The 24424-nt window shown below is 37.5% G+C and carries 13 protein-coding genes; 9 read left to right on the plus strand and 4 right to left on the minus strand.

All coding sequences use genetic code 11. The annotated features are described in order from the left end of the window. The first annotated feature begins 8 nt into the window (after positions 1 to 8). The gene (locus Cop2CBH44_RS10775) at positions 9 to 1298 is read left to right on the plus strand and encodes a family 16 glycosylhydrolase (protein ID WP_200754795.1); all 1290 of its coding nucleotides are present in this window, start codon (positions 9 to 11) and stop codon (positions 1296 to 1298) included. Positions 1299 to 1385: 87 nt separating this feature from the next. Here Cop2CBH44_RS10775 and Cop2CBH44_RS10780 read toward each other — a convergent pair whose 3' ends face one another. After that, positions 1386 to 2093, minus strand: a complete 708-nt coding sequence (locus tag Cop2CBH44_RS10780; protein WP_200754796.1) for a pirin family protein — start codon at positions 2091 to 2093, stop codon at positions 1386 to 1388. A gap of 211 nt (positions 2094 to 2304) precedes the next feature. Here Cop2CBH44_RS10780 and Cop2CBH44_RS10785 point away from each other — a divergent pair, with 211 nt between their 5' ends. Then, positions 2305 to 3498, plus strand: coding sequence for a BamA/TamA family outer membrane protein (locus Cop2CBH44_RS10785; protein WP_021929821.1), 1194 nt, complete (start codon positions 2305 to 2307; stop codon positions 3496 to 3498). Then, on the plus strand, positions 3485 to 5188 hold the full coding sequence (locus Cop2CBH44_RS10790) for a phosphoethanolamine transferase family protein (RefSeq protein ID WP_021929820.1): 1704 nt from the start codon (positions 3485 to 3487) through the stop codon (positions 5186 to 5188). Before Cop2CBH44_RS10785 ends, Cop2CBH44_RS10790 begins: the two co-directional genes overlap by 14 nt. A gap of 58 nt (positions 5189 to 5246) precedes the next feature. Here Cop2CBH44_RS10790 and pnp read toward each other — a convergent pair whose 3' ends face one another. Next, positions 5247 to 7448 carry a polyribonucleotide nucleotidyltransferase gene (gene pnp / locus Cop2CBH44_RS10795; protein WP_021929819.1) on the minus strand — a complete coding sequence of 734 codons (2202 nt, stop codon included), beginning with the start codon at positions 7446 to 7448 and terminating at the stop codon, positions 5247 to 5249. 243 nt (positions 7449 to 7691) lie between these two features. Between pnp and Cop2CBH44_RS10800 the strand changes: the two genes are divergently transcribed. The 4 genes from Cop2CBH44_RS10800 to Cop2CBH44_RS10815 all read left to right on the plus strand — a co-directional run bounded on the left by Cop2CBH44_RS10800 (position 7692) and on the right by Cop2CBH44_RS10815 (position 17018). Then, positions 7692 to 8825, plus strand: coding sequence for a TlpA disulfide reductase family protein (locus Cop2CBH44_RS10800; protein WP_200754797.1), 1134 nt, complete (start codon positions 7692 to 7694; stop codon positions 8823 to 8825). A gap of 198 nt (positions 8826 to 9023) precedes the next feature. Next, a complete protein-coding gene (gene greA, locus Cop2CBH44_RS10805) occupies positions 9024 to 9494 on the plus strand; it encodes a transcription elongation factor GreA (RefSeq protein WP_021929817.1) in 471 nt (156 codons plus the stop codon). A gap of 282 nt (positions 9495 to 9776) precedes the next feature. Beyond that, entirely contained in the window at positions 9777 to 13829 is a 4053-nt protein-coding gene (locus Cop2CBH44_RS10810) for a hybrid sensor histidine kinase/response regulator transcription factor (protein WP_021929816.1), read from the plus strand. 99 nt (positions 13830 to 13928) lie between these two features. After that, positions 13929 to 17018 (plus strand): chondroitinase family polysaccharide lyase, encoded by a 3090-nt coding sequence (locus Cop2CBH44_RS10815; protein ID WP_200754798.1) that lies wholly within the window; start codon positions 13929 to 13931, stop codon positions 17016 to 17018. Positions 17019 to 17105: 87 nt separating this feature from the next. Here the strand turns inward: Cop2CBH44_RS10815 and Cop2CBH44_RS10820 are convergent, their stop codons facing one another. After that, positions 17106 to 18650 (minus strand): sulfatase family protein, encoded by a 1545-nt coding sequence (locus tag Cop2CBH44_RS10820; protein WP_021929814.1) that lies wholly within the window; start codon positions 18648 to 18650, stop codon positions 17106 to 17108. A 6-nt stretch (positions 18651 to 18656) separates the two neighbouring features. Beyond that, entirely contained in the window at positions 18657 to 19859 is a 1203-nt protein-coding gene (locus Cop2CBH44_RS10825; RefSeq protein WP_021929813.1) for a glycoside hydrolase family 88 protein, read from the minus strand. A gap of 242 nt (positions 19860 to 20101) precedes the next feature. Here Cop2CBH44_RS10825 and Cop2CBH44_RS10830 point away from each other — a divergent pair, with 242 nt between their 5' ends. Beyond that, positions 20102 to 22375 (plus strand): DUF4627 domain-containing protein, encoded by a 2274-nt coding sequence (locus tag Cop2CBH44_RS10830; RefSeq protein WP_200754799.1) that lies wholly within the window; start codon positions 20102 to 20104, stop codon positions 22373 to 22375. 187 nt (positions 22376 to 22562) lie between these two features. After that, on the plus strand, positions 22563 to 24386 hold the full coding sequence (locus tag Cop2CBH44_RS10835) for a right-handed parallel beta-helix repeat-containing protein (protein WP_200754800.1): 1824 nt from the start codon (positions 22563 to 22565) through the stop codon (positions 24384 to 24386). Positions 24387 to 24424 lie beyond the last annotated feature (38 nt).

The following is a 24424-nucleotide window of genomic DNA, read 5'->3' on the forward strand; positions in this document are numbered from 1 at the left end:
TGAAAAGTATGAATAATTACAAAAGGAAATGGAATTTCAAGTCTATTCTGACTATTTTAGTCGTCAGTGGAACAATAGGTACATTAAATGCTCAACAAGACCGACGTACCGAATATCCCGATTTCAGTTACGGTGAAGGTGTAGAAAACAATGAATGGATACAAGCAATAAAAGTTATAGAACCCGCATGCCGCTCCCATGTCAAAGGTAAAATCAACATATCTTTCCAAGCAAAAGGAATGAAAACCGCGAAAGCTATGTGCTGGAGCCAACCTACAGACGATAATCCCAATACTTGGGGACACGACGTAGACTTGACTCCTAAAGGTATACATCTGAAAAAAGACGGGACCGGTAAATTTTCTTTCAATGCCGACCAATTTCCAAACGGCCCAATGAATGTACGTATTTATGCACAAAATGACGTCAATAAAGATATTTTTGAATTGCAATTATATAACGACGGAGGTATAAAATGGAATCAAGGCATCCCGGCTCAAGACCCTGATATCGTAAAAGAAAAAGGACTAAGCCTCGTTTTTTCTGATGACTTTGACGGTCCGTTATCCATTTCAAATGATGGCAGAGGAGCCCGATACAATGCCCATAAGCCCTGTTCCGGAGACTTTAGCGGTTGGCCTTTTTCTGATGTAGATCATCCTTTGAAGCCATTCCGCCAGATTGATACTTACTTGCATATCGCTGCTCGTAAAGAACCGGGAACTAACGGCGCCACCGGGTTAATCGCTTCGGTCAATATGGATGGTGAAGGCTTTTGGGTAAAAGCTCCATGCTATATGGAATGCCGTTTTACAGCACAATCTGCTCCCGGCACTTGGCCGGCTTTCTGGACAATCAACCAGATACATAACGCTCCGGGTGATGAATTGGATATCATCGAAGCCTATGGAGGACAAGGCAAAGGCAATCCTAACTATTGGGGATATTCCGTCACCAGTCATTTTTGGGGACAACATAATGCCGACGGTACCCCTAAAGACGCTGTATGGAAATCTATCGATATGCTTAAATTAGGAGGAAAATCATCTTGGTCTACGACTTTCCACACATATGGCATGTATATAGGCATGGATGAAACTATATACTATTTCGACAACATGGAAGTTTTCAGACATCCGACAAATGAAATCTCAAGGGACTTTCCTCACCTATTCATGGTTAACTATGCAATAGGGGGTATTAGCGGTTGGCCTATCGACTTGGAACGATATGGCAACGGCTCGGACATGTTTGTTGATTTTGTACGTGTATACGCTAAGCCAGAAAAAGGAAAATAAATAATTATCAAAAATTGAGATAGTGTTTTTCTGTTAAATAAAAAGGTAACTTTGGTTTATAATTTGCCAAAGTTACCTTTTAACTTTTTATATCATCGGGACTTCCATCAATAATATAGTTGCTCTCTTTTGTATTTTTATCTCAACAAAAGCCGTATCGTATATACCCATTCCATCCCGCCGATACAACGGTTCCCCGGCAATTTCAACTTCACCTTCAATAATAAATATATATACCCCTGTATCTTTTCTATGCATTTTATACTCTATAACTCTTCCTGCATCAAAAGTACCCATAGAAAACCAGGCATCTTGTAAAATCGAGGCTTTTGTCTCCCCATCAGGCGAAATAAAAAGTGCCAGTTCATTCTCTTTAAGTAAAGGTCGTATATCATAATTATTATATTCCGGAGGTGTATTTTCTTTTTTAGGGAATATCCATATTTGTAGAAACTCAACAGGCTCCTCGTCACTTCCATTATACTCACTGTGATAGATACCTCGTCCGGTACTCATCACTTGTATTTCTCCGGGAACTATTGTCTGAACATTTTCTACACTGTCACCATGTCTCAACTGCCCTCTCAATGGAATAGAAACAACTTCCATATTCTTATGTGGGTGAGTATCAAATCCATTGCTTGGAGCAACCCAATCATCATTCAATACTCGCAATGCACCAAAATGCACTCTTTTGGGATTATAATAATCTGCAAAACTAAATGTATGATGTGTCTTCAACCACCCATGGTCAAAATATCCTCTCGATGCAGCCTTATCAATAATTGTTTTCATAAGCCATATATCTATTTTTCATTTATTATTTATAACAAGTAATCTTATATAAAAGTTTCTTCCAGAATACCTTATTACCTCCTTACTCAAAATCATTACTTCCATATAGATTAAGCCTTTTCCACTAAATACATTTAAAAATCTAAACTTTCATCGCAAACATCAGTTTTATCTCATAGGTATACAATTCACATAAAACAAGTATACTAATATGGACAAACAGTTTGCTTTAATTTTACTACTTATTACTTTACCCAAGATGTGGTCATACTCTCAGACTATCGTCTTGGACTCTACTACAACATATAATGCTCCTGAAACTATTGTCAAGAACAAAACCGATACTATCACCAAACGGTCTTTTTTCAAAAAATTTCTGGATTATTTTAACGATGCCAACAAAAATAAAAATCATAAGAAATTTGATTTCAGCATTATCGGAGGACCACACTTCTCTTCAGACACCAAACTAGGAATAGGAGTAGTGGCAGCTGGATTATACCGAATGGACCGCAAAGATACGATTCTGCCGCCTTCTAATATTTCCTTATACGGAGACGTATCCACAACTGGGTTCTATCTTTTGGGAATAAGGGGCAATAATCTGTTTCCTCAAAACAAATACCGATTAAATTATAACTTCTACTTTTATTCTTTTCCAAGCCTATTTTGGGGTATAGGATATAACAATGCTGTAAACAATGCTAATAAAAGCAAATACAGCCGTTTTCAAGCACAAATAAAAGTTGATTTCTTATTCAAATTGATAAAAAATCTATATGTAGGCCCACTTGCAAGTTTCGACTATATTCATGGAAAAGACTTCAAAAAACCTGAACTATTAGAAAATATGGCCAAGACAACCCGGAACATTAGTGCCGGTATGGCTCTCATCTATGATTCTCGTGATTTTCTGACCAATGCTTACAGAGGATATTATCTAAAACTCGAACAGCGTTTTAGCCCATCTTTTATGGGAAATAGATATGCCTTCAGTACGACTGACCTACGAACCAGTTATTATCATAAAATTTGGAAAGGAGGCATTCTTGCAGGAGAATTTCACACTCTTATCAATACAGGAAATCCTCCTTGGGGATTAATGGCCCTATTAGGCAGTTCCTATGCAATGAGAGGATACTATGAAGGTCGATATAGAGACAAAGATTTAATAGAAATACAGTTAGAACTAAGGCAACATATATGGAAACGCAATGGAATCGTTGTATGGATTGGTGCCGGAAATATTTTTAATTCATTCAAATCTTTTCATTTCAATCAAACTTTACCGAATTACGGATTCGGTTACAGATGGGAATTCAAGAAAAGAGTAAATGTAAGATTAGACTTAGGTTTTGGCAAAAAACAAACAGGATTTATTTTTAATATAAATGAAGCTTTTTAATTATATAAAAGAACACTATGTTAAACAGAAAACTATTTTTTTTCTGTTTATTGGGGTACTATTAATTCCCAACCTTTTCCTATTTTTTACAGAACCGGCCTCATTATTAGCTCGTTTCTGTAATATAATTATACCTTTATCTATATATTGGTTACTCCTATCATCCAGCCCAAAACCCGGAAAAATAATCTGGCTGCTCTTTCCTTTATTATTTCTTGGAGCTTTTCAACTGGTATTGCTTTACCTGTTTGAAGAGTCTATTATAGCTGTTGATATGTTTCTAAATTTATCAACAACCAACTCATCTGAAGCTCTCGAACTATTAGGCAACTTATGGCCCGCTATTATAGGAGTTCTTGTGCTCTATGTTCCAACTCTTTTTATAGGGATACTCTCCATTATGAAAAAAGAGAAACTATCATCAGTATTTTTATATCATCAACGAAAATTCGCTCTCTATATTCTCGGAATTGGACTGATATTTATAGGAATAACTTATTTTACTGATAAAAGTTTTCGAATAAAAAACGACATCTATCCAGCCAATGTAGGATATAATATCGCATTAGCATTGCAAAGAAATGCTTTCACCCGAAATTATGAAAAAAGTTCAGAAGGTTTCCTATTCTACTCTTTACCCGAACATATCAACCATAAGAAAAAAGAAATTTATGTTATGGTCATTGGCGAAACATCTCGGGCTGCAAACTGGCAATTATACGGATATAACCGAAATACCAATCCAAAACTCAGTACGGTAGAGAATCTTATCCATTTTTCTGACGTACTCACTCAGTCGAATACAACACATAAAAGCGTCCCTATGTTGTTATCAAACGCTTCAGCATTACATTATGACTGTATTTACCAAGAAAAAAGTATTATAACGGCTTTCAAGGAAGCGGGTTTCCATACTGCTTTTTTTTCAAACCAACGTCCCAACCACTCTTTCATTGATTTTTTCGGTAAAGAAGCCGACCGACATATATTTATCAAAGAACTTGTAGATGACCCTGATTACAACCCCTCAGACAATATTTTATTAGAATTGTTAGAGAATGAAATAAGAAAAGGATATCAAAAGTTATTCATTGTATTACATACATATGGTTCTCATTTCAATTACCAAGAACGTTATCCCCTATCTGCTGCATATTTTTTGCCCGACAACATTTCCGGAGCTCAGATAGATAATAGGCAACAAATGATAAATGCTTATGATAATACAATAAGATATACCGATAACTTCTTGTATCAGATAATAATATTACTCAGTCAAGATGATACACATTCAGCAATGATATATGCTTCAGACCATGGCGAAGATATATTTGATGACAAAAGAAAACTTTTTCTTCACGCATCTCCAGTTCCTTCTTATTATCAACTCCATATACCACTTATTCTTTGGATGTCAAATTCTTATAAAGAATCATTCCCAATTTGTTATGAAACTGCCAACAAAAATAAAGACAAAGCTATTTCAAGCCGCAATGTTTTCCATACCATATTGTCTTTAGGAGGAATTCATACCCCCTACCGCAATGATTCTTTATCCATAGTCAGCCCTCTTTTTGTAGAAACAAAAAGATATTATCTCAATGATCACAATCAGCCCAAGCCGTTTGATGATATCGGATTAAAGAAAGAAGATTTTATGATGTTCAAAAAAGCCGGCATCAAATATTAAAAAAAGCCGCTTACAACCAAATGCAAGCAGCTTTTCCTATTTAATTTACAGAAAAAAGTTATTCTTTGTCTTCTTTTTTAGGCTTATTGAAAGGTTTATTTCGGCGCTCAACCTTTTCAGGGCGCTCTGTACGTTCTGCTCTTTCAGGACGAGGTTGAAGAGCTTTCATTGACAACCGGAACTTTCCTGTTTTCTTATCGATTTCAATAAGTTTTACCGTTACATCATCTCCTTCTTTAATCCCCGAATTTTCCATAGAATCTATCCTATCCCAACTTATTTCTGAGATATGCAATAGACCATCTTTTCCCGGCATAAATTCGACAAATGCTCCAAACGCCAAAATTGATTTTACTTTTCCGGTATATACCTCTCCTTCTTCAGGAATAGCGACAATCCCTTTAATCTTTGCCATAGCTGCATTAATTGCATCTCGGCCGGGAGCAGAAACTTCCACACGTCCAATATTATCTATTTCTTCAATAGTCACCACAGCTCCAGTCGCTTCCTGAATACCTTGTATTATTTTTCCACCCGGGCCAATCACTGCACCAATCATATCTTTAGGAATATTGATTACTTCAATACGCGGTGCATGAGGTTTCATCTCTGCTCTTGGTTCCGGTATAGTCTCTAATATTTTACCCAAAATATGCATCCGGCCTTCACGAGCCTGAGCTAAAGCTTTTTCGAGAACTTCATAGGAAAGACCGTCCACCTTAATATCCATTTGAGTGGCAGTAATACCATCTTTCGTTCCGGTCACTTTAAAGTCCATATCTCCCAAATGGTCTTCATCACCCAATATATCTGACAAGACCGCAAATTTAGCATTACCCTTATCAGTAATCAATCCCATAGCAATACCAGATACAGGTTTCTTTATCTGTACTCCAGCATCCATAAGAGCTAATGTACCGGCACAAACCGTAGCCATAGAAGATGAACCGTTAGATTCAAGGATATCTGATACCACACGAATAACATAAGGATAATCTTCCGGAATCATTCTTTTTAGCGCCCGATTGGCCAAATTACCATGTCCGATTTCGCGACGTCCTACGCCACGGCTCGCTTTCGCTTCCCCAGTAGAGAATGGAGGGAAATTATAATGCAATAAAAAACGCTCCCGGCTCTGGTCCAAAACATCATCTACTATTTTTTCATCCAATTTTGTACCCAAAGTTACTGTTGAAAGAGACTGTGTCTCTCCACGAGTAAACACAGCCGATCCGTGAGGGCCTGGTATATAATCGACTTCTGCCCAAATAGGACGAATTTGTGTTGTGGTACGACCATCAAGACGCTTTCCTTCATCCAATATGCAACGACGCATAGCTTCTTTCTCAACATCATGGTAATAACGCTTTACTAAAGCTTCTTTCTCTGCTGCTGCCTCTGGGTCCATTGCTGCTAAATAATCTTCTACGATTCCATCAAAAGCAGCCATCCGTTCATGCTTGTTCGTGTTACCAGAACGAGCTATTTCATAAGCTTTGTCGTAACATTTCTCCCAAACGTCTTTGCGAAGTTCCTCATCATTCACCTCATGACAATATGTTCTTTTTACTGTAGAACCTACGGCCTCTGCCAATTCTATTTGGACTTGACATTGAACCTTTATAGCCTCATGTGCAAACTTCAATGCTTCTAATAATTCAGCTTCTGAGACCTCATCCATTTCTCCCTCTACCATCATGATATTGTCTATGGTGGCACCCACCATCAAATCAATATCAGCTTTGGCCAGTTCTTCAAAAGTCGGATTTATTTTAAATTGTCCATCAATACGAGCAACACGTACTTCAGAAATAGGACCGTTAAAAGGAATATCAGAAACAGCCAATGCTGCTGAAGCTGCCAAACCGGCCAATGCATCAGGCATATCTTTACCGTCTGATGAAAATAAGATAATATTTACAAATGTATCAGCATGGTAATTATCCGGGAATAAGGGACGTAATACCCGATCCACCAACCGGGATGTTAAGATTTCATAATCAGAAGCCCGACCTTCTCTCTTTGTAAAACCTCCGGGAAAACGTCCAAACGCTGAAAATTTCTCTTTATACTCTACTTGCAAAGGCATAAAATCAACACCTTCTCCTGCCTCTTGTGCAGATACTACAGTAGCCAGTAACATAGTATTACCCATACGAACTTCTACTGCTCCATCGGCTTGCTTAGCCAATTTTCCTGTTTCGATCGTGATGGTCCGTCCATCGCTCAATTCGATCGTTTTTTTAATAGGATTAATCATAAATCTTTATTTCATTTTCACTTTCTGTCCAAAATCATGCAAAGATAAACAAACTTTTATGCGCAACCGCGTGAAAATGAAAGAAAAATATAAAAACTACTTTTTTAATATAAGAAATCCGTTCCTAAAGAGCACCTTTTTATATTTTTACTTTCTTTTTAATCGCACCAAAGAATTGTGAGTACAATGAAAAAACATATCTTTGTAACAGATTATCTCAATAATCCAAACACATTTATCTATATGAAAAAATATATTTTAATACTATTTACTGCCGTATTATTTAGCGCTTGTCATCATAATGATTTCACAGTAAAAGGTGTCATTTCTGGAGCAGGCGGAGAAATGCTTTATTTGGAAGCTAATGAAATACATAGAATACAAGTCTTAGACTCTGTCAAACTGGAGACTTCTGGTGAATATGAATTTCATGCCAAAGCTCCCGAATATCCTGAATTTTATCGACTTCGTCTAAAGAACTCATATATAAATTTTTCAATAGATTCTACCGAAACAATTATCATAAATGCTCAAGAACCAGGATTTACATCCAATTATAAAGTTGAAGGCTCTGATAATAGTGAAAAAATAAGAATAATCGCATTAGCCGGTCAAGAATTAAAGAAATACGTTGATAAATACAACGAACAAATCAAAAATCCGGAGAACAATTCTCAACTGCTTGCACAACAACTACTTGAAAAAGTACAGAATTATAAAAAAGAAATTCTCCCTTTAATTTATGAAAATCCCCGTTCTACAGCCGCTTATTTCGCTATTTTCCAACAAATCAACGGGCAGGATATATTTGACCCATATGATAAAGAAGATAGTAAGGCAATCCGAGCTGTCGCTACACAATACGATTTTTACTATAAAAATTCTGTACGGGCGAAACAATTACATAATATGGCTATAGAAGCTCTAAAAATGGCTCGTATCGCTGAGAAGGGTAACACCATAAAAATAGATACCATAGCATCAGTCATCGATATATCTTTACCAGATATATATGGAAAAAAACAAACACTTTCCTCATTAAAAGGTAAAGTAGTCTTATTGGACTTCACAGCCTATCAGACTGAATATTCTCCACAATATAATTTATTATTAGCTGAAATATATCGGAAATATAAACAACAAGGAGTCGAAATCTATCAAATTTCTCTTGACAATGATGATAATTTCTGGAAAGTATCCGCTTCAAACCTGCCTTGGATATGTGTAAGAGATGCAAATAGCCTGAATTCTCGTATCGCTACCACCTACAACGTACAGCAATTACCGACGGCTTATCTTCTCGACAGAACTGGAGCCATCCGCACTCGATTGACATCTATGAAAGAGATTGAAAATGAAATAAAAAAACTTTTATAATAAAACTCCATAAATAAATATTTCTAATATAGAAAGTTAGAAAGATTTTGCTTTTTATTTGGCAAGTCAAAAAAAGAGATTATCTTTGCAATACAGAAGAACACAAAAAGGAGTTCCGGCTGAACAGCGGGGATTCTTTTTTGTTTTATAAAAAACGGAAAACAATTTAAATAATAAAAACTATAGGAGATCAAAATTATGGCAATTAGTTATATGACCGAAGAAGGTTATAAGAAAATGCTTGAAGAAATCGCTTACATGGAAAATGTAAAGCGTCCAGAAATTTCAAGACAAATCGCAGAAGCACGAGACAAAGGTGACCTTTCTGAAAATGCAGAATATGATGCAGCCAAAGAAGCTCAAGGTATGCTTGAAATGAAAATAGCTCAATTAAAAGATAAAGTAGCTAATGCTCGTTTAATTGACGAAACAAAGTTAAATACCCACACCGTCCAAATACTGAACAAAGTAAAAATAAAAAATACCAAGAATAATGCTGTTATGCAATATATGTTAGTATCAGAAAGTGAGGCAAACCTAAAAGAAGGGAAAATAGCAGTAAGCACGCCCATAGGCAAAGGATTAATCGGTAAAAAAGTAGGAGACATTGTAGAAATACAAGTTCCGTCCGGTCTAATGACATTTGAAATTATAGATATATCAATATAAAGAAAAGCGATTCAAGCACACTTCTAAGTTGGCCTGAATCGCTTTTCAAATTTAGTAAAAGAATCTCTCTTTCCATCCTATAGTTATTGGGAAAGAGAGATTTTTTTATATATTTGTAAACAGAATTCTAGCATCTGTCGTTCAATGATCTATAGTAATTTTAAATATGGCTTTAAGATTATTCATAGAGCAAAAAGTGCCGAAGTCATTTATATTGAGACTTCCAATAACATACAAAATAATACATTTGCATTTTTATAAAATAACCTAATACGCAAGACATTGAAAACAAAAGGTTTAATCTTAATCAGTTTATTATTTATTGTCTTTGCAGAGGCAAGTAAAGCTCAAGACTTTACTTTCCGACATTTGACGACTAATGAGGGTCTATCTCAAATTACAGTCAATTCTATTTACATAGATGAATACGGTTTTGTATGGATTGGGACACGCGATGGTTTATGCCGCTATAATGGCAATGACATCAAAACATTTAAATTACAAAAAGGAAACCCGAACAGCTTGTTTTGCAATACAGTAATCCAATTAGAAGGAAATCAAGAAGGATTCATCTATTTACTCTGTACAGAAGGTCTCTCTGAATTTAATTTTAAAACAGAAAAATTTACTACCCTTATAGAAGGAGATGTAAGTGCTATCTATTATAACAAGGTCCTTTACATTGGTCTCGGCAATGAACTATGTATCTTCGACCCTGACTTAAGAAAGATAGTTCCTTTTTTCAAACTGCCTGACAAACATGCAAGAATCAGCCGTTTACTGAAAGATAATAATGGTATATTCTGGATTGGCACCTCTAATAATGGCCTATACCGATTAAATACAGAAAAGAAAATATTGATAGACCAGCCAGTGAAAAAGGGGAATATAACCAGTATTTATAAAGATAAAGATGAAGGCATTTGGGTCGGCAGTTGGACTAACGGACTTTTTTGGTTCACAGAAGACTCTATAAAGAATTTTCGCTACAATCCGAAAGATAAAAATGGCTTATGCTCTGATTTTGTCCGTGATTGTTGTGAAGACAATGCTGGTTATATGTGGATCGGTACTTTCCATGGGTTAAATCGTTATGATAAAAAAACGGGAGAATTTATGCGTTTTGAAGCAGACATAAATAATCCGGAAAGCTTGACCCACTCATCTATCTGGTGTATTGTCAAAGACCAACAAGGCTCTCTTTGGATGGGAACATATTTCGGAGGTGTAAACTATTTTAATCCGGAATACGAAATCTATACCCGTTTCAAGATGTCCACCAAAGAGGAAGATGGGTTGAGTTCTCCCATTGTCAGCCACATGCTGGAAGATAAGCACGGTAACTTATGGATTGCTACCGAGGGAGGAGGATTGAATAAATATGACCCTAAAACCAAAACATTCAAATGGTATAAACATATTCCCGGACAGAATAGTATTTCTCAAAACAACATCAAAGCTCTATATTACGATACAGACCACGATTGTTTATGGATAGGTACTCATTTAGGAAGCTTGAATAAACTAGATTTAAAGACAGACCTTTTCACCAACTACCCCTCCAAAGAAGGAGATAATGAAAGTCTCCCGTCCAACATCATCCGAGACATTGTCCCTTATAAAGATAGTCTTATCATTGCAACCCAAAATGGAGTCTGTATGTTCAATCCAGCCGATGGGAAATGCCGACAAATGTTTAAAGACATTAAACTAGGACATTCCATAAAGATGGTCGCTTCTTTATTTTTCGACCACGAAGGCACCTTATGGATCGCTGCCACTGGAGAAGGTGTTTTTGCTTATCGTTTCGATACCAATGAATTGACCAATTATCGTCATGATCCAAAAGATTCGACAAGTTTAAGTAATAATAATGTAAATGACATTACCGAAAGTCATTATAATGACCTATGGTTTTCTACTTCTGGAAGCGGGCTCGACAGATACAATTACAAAACTAAAACCTTTGAAAACTTTGATATGCAAAGTAATGGATTATCCAGTGACTGTGTCTACTCTGTTTGTGAGTCCCGTTATGGTAAACTATTAGTAATTACCAACAAAGGATTTTCGCAATTCGACCAATCCAGTAAGTCTTTTTACAATTATACGATAGAAGATGGATTCCCGCTAATGACCGCTAACGAAAACGCCCTCTACCTATCCGCGGATGGTGAAGTCTTTTTAGGAGGTGTTACCGGTCTCATTTCTTTTAATGAAAAAGATCTCCGGTTTGCCCCAAAACCTTATAACATTATACTAAACCGTTTAAGTGTCAACGGAAAAGACGTAAAAATCAACGATGATACAGGCATATTACACAACTCGCTTTGTAATACAAAAGAAATTACTTTACAAAGTCAACATTCCGTATTCAGCATAGAATTTGCAGTATCAAATTTTATCCCAGCCAATAAAGATGAAATTATTTACAAATTAGAAGGATTTTCTGATAAATGGACTGAGACTCACGGCCAATATTCCATTACTTACACAAATTTAAATCCAGGCAAGTATATATTAATAATAAAAGGAAAAAATAATCCATTCACTCCTGAAGCTAAACTTTATATTAAAGTACTCCCTCCTTTTTATAAAACTATTTACGCTTATTCGATATATATTTTAGTTATCGGTATCATTCTCTTTTATTTAATAAGAACATACAAAGGGCGTATCAAGTTACAAGAGTCTTTGAAATATGAAAAAAAACATATTCAAGATATAGAACGACTGAATCAGTCCAAACTACGTTTCTTTACCAACATTTCCCATGAGTTTCGTACACCTTTGACTCTTATTACCGGTTATGCAGAAATGTTAATGCAAGTACAATCTTTTGCTCCGGCTGTGTATAACAAAATATTAGGAATTTATAAAAATTGCCTGCAACTACAAGAGCTTATCACGGAACTACTCGATTTCAGAAAGCAAGAACAAGGACATATGAAAATAAAAGTATGGCATTATGACATTGTAAATTTTTTGTATGAAAATTACTTGATATTCAAGGAATATACTGCAGCAAAACAAATACAATTTATATTCCAAAAAGAAATAGATACATTGGATGTATGGTTCGATGCAAAACAAATGCAAAAAGTAATAAATAACCTGATATCCAACGCTCTTAAACATACGAAGAAAGATGGTATAATTACTATTAAAGTACGGAAAGAAAATAACGAAGCAGTCATTGATGTTAACGATACCGGTGCAGGCATTGCTCCAGAAGATATAGATAAAATATTTGACCGATTCTACCAAAACGCACAAACCCAATCAGGCACAGGTATCGGTTTAGCCTTTGCAAAAGGTATTGTAGAACTTCACCACGGCACAATCAATGTAAATAGTGAATTAGGAAAAGGAGCTACATTTACAGTACGCCTCAAATTAGACAAAACTCATTTCAAAAAAGAGCAAATATGTGAACCCGAAAATACGACCAAACCTCTGCTCGAAATTGCCAAACCAGAGATAGACTTGAGGGAACAAGAACTGACAGATACACCAGCTTTAAAAAATAATAACGTAAAAATGCTGATTGTAGAAGATAACGATGAACTAAAAGAAATGCTCGTCAGTATCTTCTCCACTTTTTATACAGTCATAACATCTTCTGATGGTCAGGAAGGTTGGGAAAAAGTAAAAGAAGAGCTACCGGATATTGTTTTAAGTGATGTGATGATACCCAGAATGTCTGGAACGGAATTATGCAAATTGATAAAAAATGACATCGATACTTGCCATATTCCTGTCGTATTGATAACCGCCAGGACAGCAATAGAGTATAATATGGAAGGACTACGCTTAGGTGCCGATGACTATGTAACCAAGCCTTTTAATATTAATTTGTTGGTATCTCGTTGTAATAACTTGGTAAACAGCCGTATTATTCTTCAAGAAAAATTTAGCAAGCAACCCCAAACTGCGCTAAAAATGCTGGCGACCAATGCTATGGATAAAAATATACTGGACAAGGCCGTGAAAATTATAGAAAAATACATAGATAATCCCGAATTTAATATTAATATTTTCGCACGGGAAATGGGAATTGCTCGTACTAATTTATTCGCCAAAATAAAAGCTATAACGGGGCAGACACCTAATGAATTCATCTCTACAATTCGCTTGAAAAAAGCAGCAATTTTATTAAAGAACAACCCTGAACTGAACATATCCGAGATCTCTGATATGGTAGGCTTCAACTCATCTCGCTATTTCAGCAAATGTTTCAAAGCCCAATATCATATCAATCCCATATCTTATCGAAAAGGAATATCTGAGGAAGAAGAAGATAACAATGAATCAATGTCTGAAAATATGTACTGATTAACCAATATGAATAAAAAAAGTACTATTTCTGTACGATTTTTATCTCCATTTTATCGTATAGTTACCATCTTTGTGCGATAAAATCTCATATATGCTATGAAATGTAACTTATTTAAACACGGAACCGGCCTTCTATTGGCATCTTTATTTTCTTTAACAACTTCTGCTCAATTAGTACAGCATGAGCGGTTGCTCTCTTTCGAAGCTCCAGAAGTACCATCTTTTATCAGTAGTGAAAATTCGCAATTGAGCATCACTACAGAACATTATAAAGACGGAGCTCAGGCTTTAAATTGGAAATTCGAACCGGGAAGCATATTATCCATTCGGAAAGATTTGCAATTCGAGCCTAAAGACCCGACAGGGAAAGATACCTATCTATCAGGATTTGTCGTTTGGATATATAATAAAAAGGCAACAGATAAATCGTTAAATTTTGAATTCCTGAAAGACGGAAAAATCTGCTCTCACTTTCCTATGGGACTAAATTTTACCGGCTGGCGTGCTGCGTGGGTATGTTACGAACGAGATATGCAAGGAACTCCGGAAATCGGTATGAATGAAATACGTATCGTTGCCCCTGACGAAACAGGAGAACTCTGTATTGACCATCTACTGACCGCAGCCAAAATGGACCATCGCTATCAGACCGCAGACATACAAGTGCCGTTTGTCAACGCTGCAACAACCAGCCATTGGTTAGTTGTATATAAAAATTCAAAAATTCGTCCGGACATTGCTTTGGAAGCAACAGTAACACCTCAACAGAAAAAAGAAATTGCTTTATTAGAATCCCGCCTGCGTGAAATAATCTATCAACCTTCCCAACTGACTGATAAGACCATGCAAAGTATTCGTAAAGCCTATGCAAGATATGGCATTACTTACAACAATAGAGGAGAAGTAAAAGGCATGCCTTTGTTTTTCGGACGTGCTGTCGAAGCATATGAACGGATTGTACCAAACTATAATCCGAATATATTCAATGACAATCACATGGAGCTGAAAGAATATTTCAACTTAATGAATAAAATTGCAATCGCATACAACAACGCTACAGAAGAAAAAGACAAACTCGAATTGGAAAAAATGTTTTTGGCAATGTATGACCATGTAACAGACCAAGGAGTTGCTTACGGCAGTTGCTTAGGAAATTTTACTCATTATGGTTATAGTTTTCGAGGATATTATACATCTTATTTTTTAATGAAAGATGTACTCCGCAAAGCAGGTAAACTGGATGATGCCGAAAAAGGCATGCGCTGGTATTCCATTGCCAACGAAGTATTTATCAAACCAGATGTATGGGGACTGGATATGGACTCGTTCAATACAACAACCACCGGGCGCATTGCCAGCATTTTAATGATGGAAGACTCCCCCGAAAAAGTACAGTATTTAAAAGCTTTTTCTCGCTGGATCAATAATGGCTGCCTCCCTGCCGACGGGCTGCTCGGTTCGTTCAAACCGGATGGAGGAGCATTTCATCATTGTAACAATTATCCGGCCTATGCAGTAGGTGGCCTGGACGGTGCTACAAACATGATTTACCTATTAAGCCGCACAAGCTTCGCTGTCTCCGAGTTAGGTCACAATACAGTAAAGAATGTCTTGTTGGCCATGCGTTTCTACTGTAACAAATTAGACTTTCCATGGTCTATGTCCGGCCGCCATCCTGATGGAAAAGGGAAATTAGTCCCAATGCATTATGCCATGATGGCATTAGCCGGAACACCAGACAAATCCCAGACGATAGATAAAGAAATGGGCAATGCCTATTTGCGATTAGTAACAAATGTAAAAGAAAATGAAATTGATAACCCCGAATATATACCCTTCGTCCCCAGTAGCCGGGAACAAGCAATGAAAGAAAAATTGCAAGCAGAAAATTGCATTGCTGAAGGTAACCCTCAAGGCAATTGGAATTTAGGATATGGCTGTACCAATATTCAGCGCCGTGACAACTGGTCAGCAGTTGCACGAGGTCATTCCCGTTATTTTTGGGCTTCCGAACATTATCGGGGTGTAAATATTTATGGCCGTTATCTGGCACATGGTTCCTTACAACTACTGACGGCGCGTAATAAGTACGATGACGTGTCGTCTAAAACAAGCGGTTGGGTAGAAGAAGGTTTTGATTGGGGGCGTATCCCAGGAGCAACAGCCATTCATTTACCTATTGAGCAACTGAAAGCCGTTGTTTTGAATGTCGATAAGTATTCAGGATATGAAGAAATGCTCTATTCCGATGAGGCCTTTGCCGGAGGCATTACGCAGGAAAAAAAGAATGGAGCTTTCGGAATGAAACTTCATGAACACGACAAATATAACGGTTCACTTCGAGCACGTAAATCTTATCATTTTTTTGATAACAAAATTATCTGTTTAGGAAGTGATATCGAAAATATCAACAATGATTATGACACAGAAACCACGGTATTTCAATTAGCTTTGCTCAACAAACAAGACAAATCTTATTGGAATAATCCCATTATCGGGAAAAATTACTGGATTGATCATATAAATACAGGATACTACATTCCGACTATAAAAGGTTATGACACAGCAATATTGGAGACACATTATAATCAGCAATCTATGTCCAACGAAGGGAAACCAACAACCGGCGATTGGATATCTCTGACCATCAGTCATGGCAAAGCCCCACAAGGACGTGCCTACCAATACGTTATACTGCCACAAACAAGCAAAGAAACGATGGAGCAATTCATTAAAAAGCCGACTTATAAAGTTCTCCAGCAAAATAGTAAGGCTCATATCGTACAAGATTTGAATACAAATACAACTTCTTATATTTTATTCGAAACACTCGAAGTATTACCAAAAGGCTTGATTCAACACGTAGATACAGCCTGCCTAGTGATGGTACATGAATTAGGCAAAAAAGAGACAATTTTAACCGTATCTAACCCTGATTTAGCTCTCTACCGTGGAGCTCCAGATGAAAAACTGGATGCACAAGGCAAACGAATTGAGAGAAGCATTTATTCTCGGCCATGGATATCAAACAAAAGTCAAGAAATTCCGGTTCGCGTAACATTAAAAGGCAAATGGAATATAAGTGAGAATCCGGCATGTAAGGTTATTTCTTGTGACAAGAAAGCCACCACACTAGAATTTACATGTAAGGATGCGGCAAGTTTTGAAGTGAAATTGACAAAATAACTCATCCACAGCCCCCAATAGTACAAAAAAGTCCAGCCTGATTACAAGAAATCGGTTGGACTTTTTTATTTCTTTTGCACTCTCTACTTAATAAGGAATCCTATCTGATAAAATCCGCTCCTTATACCAAGGATCATCTATCTCTTTCAACAAATTACCCATCTCTTGATATAATTGCTTTACAACGTCAGGATGTTCTTCCAATGACAAATTATGCATTTGATAAGGATCATTTACATCATCAAATAATAAACTTCTGACCAGCGTCTTACTATCACGATCTATATAAAGAGCCATAGTATATTGTGCAGTTTTGATACCTCTTGATGAAGGGAAATAAGAGATAACCTTCCCTTCGCTATCTTTTTCTCCATCCAAATTTTGAATATACAAAGCTGATGCCGGACGTTCGATATCTGCATTTTCATCAAAAAACAAAGGAGCAAAGTTACGTCCTTGTACCTCATCAGGAATGGAATCTGACAGACCGCATAAACCCAGTAATGTAGGCATAATATCTGGAGAAGAAAGCATCAGATTATCTACTCGAGGAACGAGTTTATCTGGATAACGTACAAGAAAAGGCACATTCATAGATTCGGAATAAGGAGAATTCTTCGGATCATTCGTCCCTTGGCTACATAATGTTTCACCATGGTCTGACGCAAAAACAACAATGGTATTTTTATCCAATCCAAGATTTTTCAGAGCTGTTAATATCCGTCCAAAAGCTCTGTCAACTCCAGACACAGAAGCAAAGTAGTAACGGGCACAAATAGCCTTCTCCATCTTGGTATCAGCATTCGGGCGAACCAAAAGACTGTCTAACGGTACATCTTTGTATAAATTGAAGTCTTCTTCCATGCAATCATCCAACGAACGGTAAGGGCTATGTGGGGGATTCATACCTACCATAATAAAAAAAGGTTTCTTCGTATCGCGAACATTCCCTTCATTCTTTAAATAAGAGACAACTTTCTCTGCCTCATGTAATGGAGACCACATCTTTGGTTCATGACGTACTCCGCCCGTATCCCAATAATGTGGATTTTTATGTTCATCAAACGTCCCGTAAGAATACCAATAATTAAATCCATGTCTTCGTTCCTCCGGTGTATAAGCATCCCACACAGGATTCTGTTCTTCTACATATTGACCTGGATGTTCTGGATCATTCGGTGTAGGAAAATCGACATGAAGCTTACCGAAATAAGCACATTCATACCCAGACTTACGAAAAACGTCTCCGATGCATTCAGCATCTTCTCTCAAAGAACTAATCGGGCGATTAGAATTGCAGTTTAAAGGGACACCGCTCTTATTTGCATACATTCCTGTAAGCAACATCCCTCGATGGGGACTACTAAGTGGGCAATTACTTTGTGCAGAAGTCAGCACGATCGATTCACGTGCAAATTGGTCCAACACAGGAGTATGTACCGGGTCTCCTCTGAAGTTTACTTTATCCCGAAATCCTTCCTGGCTCCAGAAACCCATGGCTTGATTCCTATACTGATCAGGAAATACATAAATAATATTAGGATAAGCCATTTTCTCCGTCTGGGAAGTACTACATCCAGACAGAGAAAATAACCCTATTCCTCCTAACAATAAATTTACTGAACTCTTCATATCTTCTCACTTCTTTTCCAGTTCTCTTTTTCGTATCAACCCTTCCAAAAAGTAATAATCTGCATAATTCAACGGTACATCAATTTCATTTCCATGAGGTATACTACCCACCGAATGCATCAAGATAAAGTTCCCATTTGTCCCAACTTCAGCACGATAAGCCGGAGAACCTAAACTATACATAATCTTATCGGCAACTTCCTTATAATTCTTTTCCGGAACATAAGTGCTCAATTCATACAAAGCAGAAGCTGTACAAGCGGCAGCAGAAGCATCTCGAGGCTCATTTGGAATATTGGGGGCATCATAATCCCAATAAGGTACCAAATCTTCCGGAAGGTTCTTATTACTAAAAATAAAATCATAAATCTTCTGGGCATGTTCCAAATATCTCTTGTCTTTTGTATAACGATAGCACATTGTGTAACCATACAATGCCCAAGCTTGTCCCCTCGCCCATGAAGACTCATCTGCATATCCCTGAGCTGTCTGTTTACTCCGTACGGCTCCAGTCTCCGGATCATAATCCACCACATGGTAACAGCTGTTATCTTCTCTAAAATGATTGACCATCGTTACATCAGCATGGCTCACAGCTATATTATAAAACGTAGAATCCCCGGACAGAAGGCTCGCCTCAAACATCAATTCAAGATTCATCATGTTATCAATAATTACCGGACATGCCCATCCTCTTTGGCTCTGCCAGCCCCGGTCGGCATCCCATGATTGAATAACACCTGCTCCTAGGCGGAAACGAGTGGAAAGCGAACGCGCTGCTTCTATGACTACATCCCTATATTCAGGTATATTTGCGATACGCAACCCATTCAAATAACTGCATCCTATCATAAATCCCACATCATGATGCCATTTCAAATATTTGACCGAGTCCAATGCTTCTGTATATTTCCGAGCTAAAGGTAGCCATTTGGCATCTCCAGTCAATTTGTATGTATACCAAATATTGCCGGGGAAAAATCCACTGCACCAATCATCAATAGGAATATACTTAATGTTCCCATTTTCATCGATAGTTCTCGGATTGAGAATCTTACCAGACTTTTCGATGATGTCAGTCTGAAGTGTTTCTTGAGCCACGGCATTAGCAATATTATCTTCGATGAAATCGACTTGACGTTCCTTGGAAGATGAACATCCTATTGCCGCAAACAACGATAAACTTAAAAGACAAAGAATATTTCTCATAATTTAAAAAGTTAAAATAAAATAGATATGATTTTTGATATAAAAATAATTCTTATCTATCTATAAATAAGGCAAAATAATACGGAAATAATCCAAAATCGGAGATAATCAAAAACAAATTGGGGCACCCACAAGAAATGGATGTTTTTAGCCAATTTCCGAACGATTTTACACAATAATATTTTCGCAAAATAGGACATTTGTAGCGATACTTTTTTACATTAACTTTTAGATTACATATTATGAAAAAGAGATTACTTCTTATGTCATTACTTGTGACATCATTGGGTGCCTCTGCTCAATTCAACTGGCTATCAAACGGTGATTTTGAAGCAAGTGATAAAACTTTAGAAAGATTTACCAGCGCAGCAACACCGGCCAAAGGGGACTGGGCCATTTATGGTCAAAATGGCACCGATGCTTTTACCGGGGTATTGAAACATGAAGACGATACTTACAAAAATGTAGCAGAAATTACCGGTTCCGGTTCCGTAAGTTGGTATAAAGCCTATCTGATGCAGAACGTCCAATATCCGTTGAAAGCGGAAAAATTCCAATTGGTTTTCGATGCTAAAAACGTCAGTGGCAATACAAATATTTCAGCATGGATTTATTTGGGAGGAGGTAATACATATGCATTGAAAACAGATTTCGACGACAAAGGTGGGACATCCACTGCTTCCGGTGCTCGTTATGATTTTACCGGAACATCTGAATGGCAGACTTTCACTGCAGATTTTGACTTTACATACCAATGTAATAATATAAATGCACCAAAATCGGTAGCTGATTGGGCCAAAACAGCAACTACAACTTCAGATTTAGCAGACGCACGTGTAGTCTTCGGGACAAATGCAAAGACAGGAGCTTTTCTAATCGATAACGTACGGCTAATCCCTGTAAATCCCGAAACAACACCCGATGGTGAAGATCCGGACCCAGAACCAGACCCAACTCCGACAGTTCCCGAAGATCCTGAATTCCCGGCTTACGTAGAAGTAACAGATGAAGGAGACTTCTTAAAGGATGGGGACTTTGAACTTGATGTGGATGAAATCCAAAACTGGAGAACTCTGGACAAAGGTAAATTTTTAGGAGATATCGGCCATTGGTATTTCTATAACGAGGATAAAGATGGTGTCGACCCATATGCTTCAAGTGCAAAAATCCAAGATTCAGGAGATTCGCATGGTAAAGTGGCCGCTTTGGTAAACAAATCGCCTATTAGTAGCTGGTGGGGACACAACCTGATACAACGTATAGGTGTAAAACTACAACCTATGACTTATCGACTGAGTTTCTATGTCCGTTCCAATAGCGGTGCAAAAGGAAAGCTAAACATCGCCCTGAAAGAAAAAGATGCAGAAAAATGCACAGGCTATGCTTTACTGGATGGATTTGTTCCGGCAGATCATCCCAAATCAAGCGGAACGACGCCCGACTTCACAGCAACAACAGATTGGCAATTGATGGAATATGTCTTTGATCTCTCCAAAATGGCAACAACCATCTGGAGCCCGACATCTGGAACCACTACTGAAGAAGAAGCAAACGAAAGTATCGCCAATTACATTCAGGAAGTTACCAATGAAGAACTATGGAAAAATGCTTATCTCATAATGTGGAATGAAACTGCAAATTCTACGTTAGAAATAGACAACGTCATTTTTGAGCCGATAGACACATATACCGAAATTCAAAACCCCGGTTTCGAATCAAATACGCTACTCCCGATTATGGTAGCCGCAGAACCTGCACCTGGAGCACGCAGTGGCCAATGGGTCGTTGTCAATAAACGTGGCGGAGAAATGAATCTCTCTATTGACGAAGAAGATGCTTTCGAAGGCAAACGGTCTATGAAATTGGAAACCGTTAAAGCTGCAAGTTATCCAAGAATGGACCAATACATGGCCATGGATATCTATGAAGTACCCGAAGGAAATTATACATTTGATTTTGCAGCCAAAGCCTCTCAAGAAGGTGCTCCTATTCGTGTAGACGTATATGTTTACACCGACTCCGAAACATTTATGGCGGTAACAGGTGAAAACGGAGATGTATATGAACCCGATACTAACACTGGCCATGGGTTGAAAGTATTCAACGCAACCACAGAATGGACAGAGTATAGTCAACCGGTAAAAATCGAAGAAAATATGTTGGTACGTTTAATTATCCGCCCCAATATCAAAGGAACAAACAATACCGGTTTACCTGACGATTATACACTCCCGGTATCACATTGGTTCGACAATTTCGCACTCAACGAAGCTGTACCTTCAAGTATAGAAGCAAATACTGTCAACAACAATGTACGGGTATATGCTCTGAATGGTTCTATTCAAATTAGCACTTCAGAAAATACAAATGTCAATATCTATAACATGAATGGTGCATTGGTAGACCAACTTAACAACATAAATGGAACTATGGCACGTACAGTGGCCCCGGGATTCTATACTGTGAAAGCAGTTTCTCCTAACCATGTACAAACATTTAAAGTTCTGGTAAAATAATGACAACGTTAGAAAGAAAATAAAACTGGAAAGAAGAAGAGGGGGGCAATCATAGTCCTCCCCTTCTTTCTCCATAAATTTCTTGTCTGAACCTTTATAATATAAATACTTACACTCGTTTAAGGAGAACATTCCGATACACCGAAAACAATCAATTTCATAATATTACTTACTTAAACACATGTATATGAAAAAGTTTTTTACAATTGCCAGTGCTCTATTCTTGGCAACAAGCCTTTCGGCAAAGGTTGTCTATGTTGCTACAGACGGCAACAATAGCAACGACGGCTCTACATGGGACAATGCAGTTGCAGATATTCAGAAAGCTTATACTTTAGCTAATGCCGGTGACGAAATTTGGATAGCCGGAGGAACATACACTATGACAGATGGTTCTGCTCTTTTAGTAGACATGAAAGACCAGGTAAATGTATACGGTAGTTTCCAAAAAGGAGATGCCAGTATAGATGCTCGTGTTCGCCCAGATGCTGTAAATAAACCTTATGAGTTTGACAATCCTACAATTTTCACGACTGAAGGAGTAACACTGTCTCAACGTCCTTTCGGTCGCTCAAATACAACAGACGAATGGGTGGGGGCCATTCTTGACGGCTTGTCTTTCTCTGATATGGCAACAAGTAATGGTAAACTGCTTTTCTTACAAACAGGTGTAACCATGCAAAATTGTATTGTCAAAAATTGTGGCGGTACTGAAATTATTGTTTATTTCGAAGGTAATGGTTTGATGAAAGACTGTCTGGTAGAAGGTTGTTACTCACTTGGAAGTGACAAAACTAAATTTTATGCTGTCCGTCTTTGCGCCTCAGCGGCTTTCAAAAAAATAAACAACATAGAAAACGTTACATTTAAAAATAATAAAGACGGTTCTTCTTTGCACCTATATAACTACGCAGAAGGAAATGGCCGTAGCTACGTAAAAAATTGTACATTCGATGGAAATACCAACTATTGCTTGGCATTCAAAAATGACGGAGCCAGTACTCCTGTATTAGTAGATCACTGTTTGTTCGAAAACAACAAGTGTGCAACAGCAGCTAATACAGTAGGAGAAGGTGTCGTATTTACCGGTAATTCTGCCAGTGCTGTCGCTATCACCAACTGCATCATCCGTAACAATGAAAATACGGCTGCAGCTACTGCCGATAGTAAAAATGCCATTATCGCACTGAATGGCGGTTCTATGAAACTGGTAAACTGTTTGATTCATAATAATAAATCTAATCGCCTGAATATCTATGTTGCCGGACACATGATCAATAATACCGTTGTAAACAATATTGGTTCTGTAGGTGCAGCAACAAAGAGTATGGGCGATTATATTAACAATATCTTCGTTAATAATACACCGACAGAAGGTAATACTGTATTCACAGCTGATTCTGAATCAAACATAGAATTTATATATAATGGTATTGCAGAAACCGATGTAACCATAGCTAACGATAATGCATATGCAGACTACTATATTTCCGGAATAGACGCTTCATCTTTTGTAAATCCGACCTCTACTGCAGGATTGGTTACAAACGAAGAAGCCGTCAATGCTGATTTCTCTTTGAATGTTTCATCCCCAGCTATAAATGCCGGTCTTTGGAATTATGACGGTTACGATGCCTATCCAGAACTATATGTAGGTTATATCGACGGTACGGAAATTCATGACGAAGCAGTTGCTGCATATCAGAAAGATTTAGCTGGAAATGTACGCGTAGAAGATGGGAAAATCAGCTTAGGAGCTTATCAAGGAGCAAAAACAACTTCTGATATCGAAAATGCCGTACTTGACAATCATTCAGCTATTGTATACGGAATAGTCGGGGCTATTATTGTCGAAACAGAAGAAATGACAAACGCCTTTGTATATGATATGACAGGTTCACTCATCAAAACCGTAACCATCAATGCAGGAAGCAATACAATTCCGGTAGCAGGAAATGGATTATACTTGATCAAAGTGGGCAATGCTGCCTATAAGACAATCGTTAAATAATTAGATATTAATAAAAGGGTGCACATCAAAACGATGTA

Source organism: Coprobacter secundus subsp. similis (genome assembly GCF_015097275.1).
Taxonomy (GTDB): Bacteria; Bacteroidota; Bacteroidia; order Bacteroidales; family Coprobacteraceae; genus Coprobacter; species Coprobacter secundus.

Bases quoted from the DNA above. Each gene is read 5' to 3' on its own strand.
- Cop2CBH44_RS10775 (WP_200754795.1), top strand. From the start codon at position 9: ATGAATAATTACAAAAGGAAATGGAATTTCAAGTCTATTCTGACTATT.
- Cop2CBH44_RS10780 (WP_200754796.1), bottom strand. From the start codon at position 2,093: ATGAAAACAATTATTGATAAGGCTGCATCGAGAGGATATTTTGACCAT.
- Cop2CBH44_RS10785 (WP_021929821.1), top strand. From the start codon at position 2,305: ATGGACAAACAGTTTGCTTTAATTTTACTACTTATTACTTTACCCAAG.
- Cop2CBH44_RS10790 (WP_021929820.1), top strand. From the start codon at position 3,485: ATGAAGCTTTTTAATTATATAAAAGAACACTATGTTAAACAGAAAACT.
- pnp (WP_021929819.1), bottom strand. From the start codon at position 7,448: ATGATTAATCCTATTAAAAAAACGATCGAATTGAGCGATGGACGGACC.
- Cop2CBH44_RS10800 (WP_200754797.1), top strand. From the start codon at position 7,692: ATGAAAAAATATATTTTAATACTATTTACTGCCGTATTATTTAGCGCT.
- greA (WP_021929817.1), top strand. From the start codon at position 9,024: ATGGCAATTAGTTATATGACCGAAGAAGGTTATAAGAAAATGCTTGAA.
- Cop2CBH44_RS10815 (WP_200754798.1), top strand. From the start codon at position 13,929: ATGAAATGTAACTTATTTAAACACGGAACCGGCCTTCTATTGGCATCT.
- Cop2CBH44_RS10820 (WP_021929814.1), bottom strand. From the start codon at position 18,650: ATGAAGAGTTCAGTAAATTTATTGTTAGGAGGAATAGGGTTATTTTCT.
- Cop2CBH44_RS10825 (WP_021929813.1), bottom strand. From the start codon at position 19,859: ATGAGAAATATTCTTTGTCTTTTAAGTTTATCGTTGTTTGCGGCAATA.
- Cop2CBH44_RS10830 (WP_200754799.1), top strand. From the start codon at position 20,102: ATGAAAAAGAGATTACTTCTTATGTCATTACTTGTGACATCATTGGGT.
- Cop2CBH44_RS10835 (WP_200754800.1), top strand. From the start codon at position 22,563: ATGAAAAAGTTTTTTACAATTGCCAGTGCTCTATTCTTGGCAACAAGC.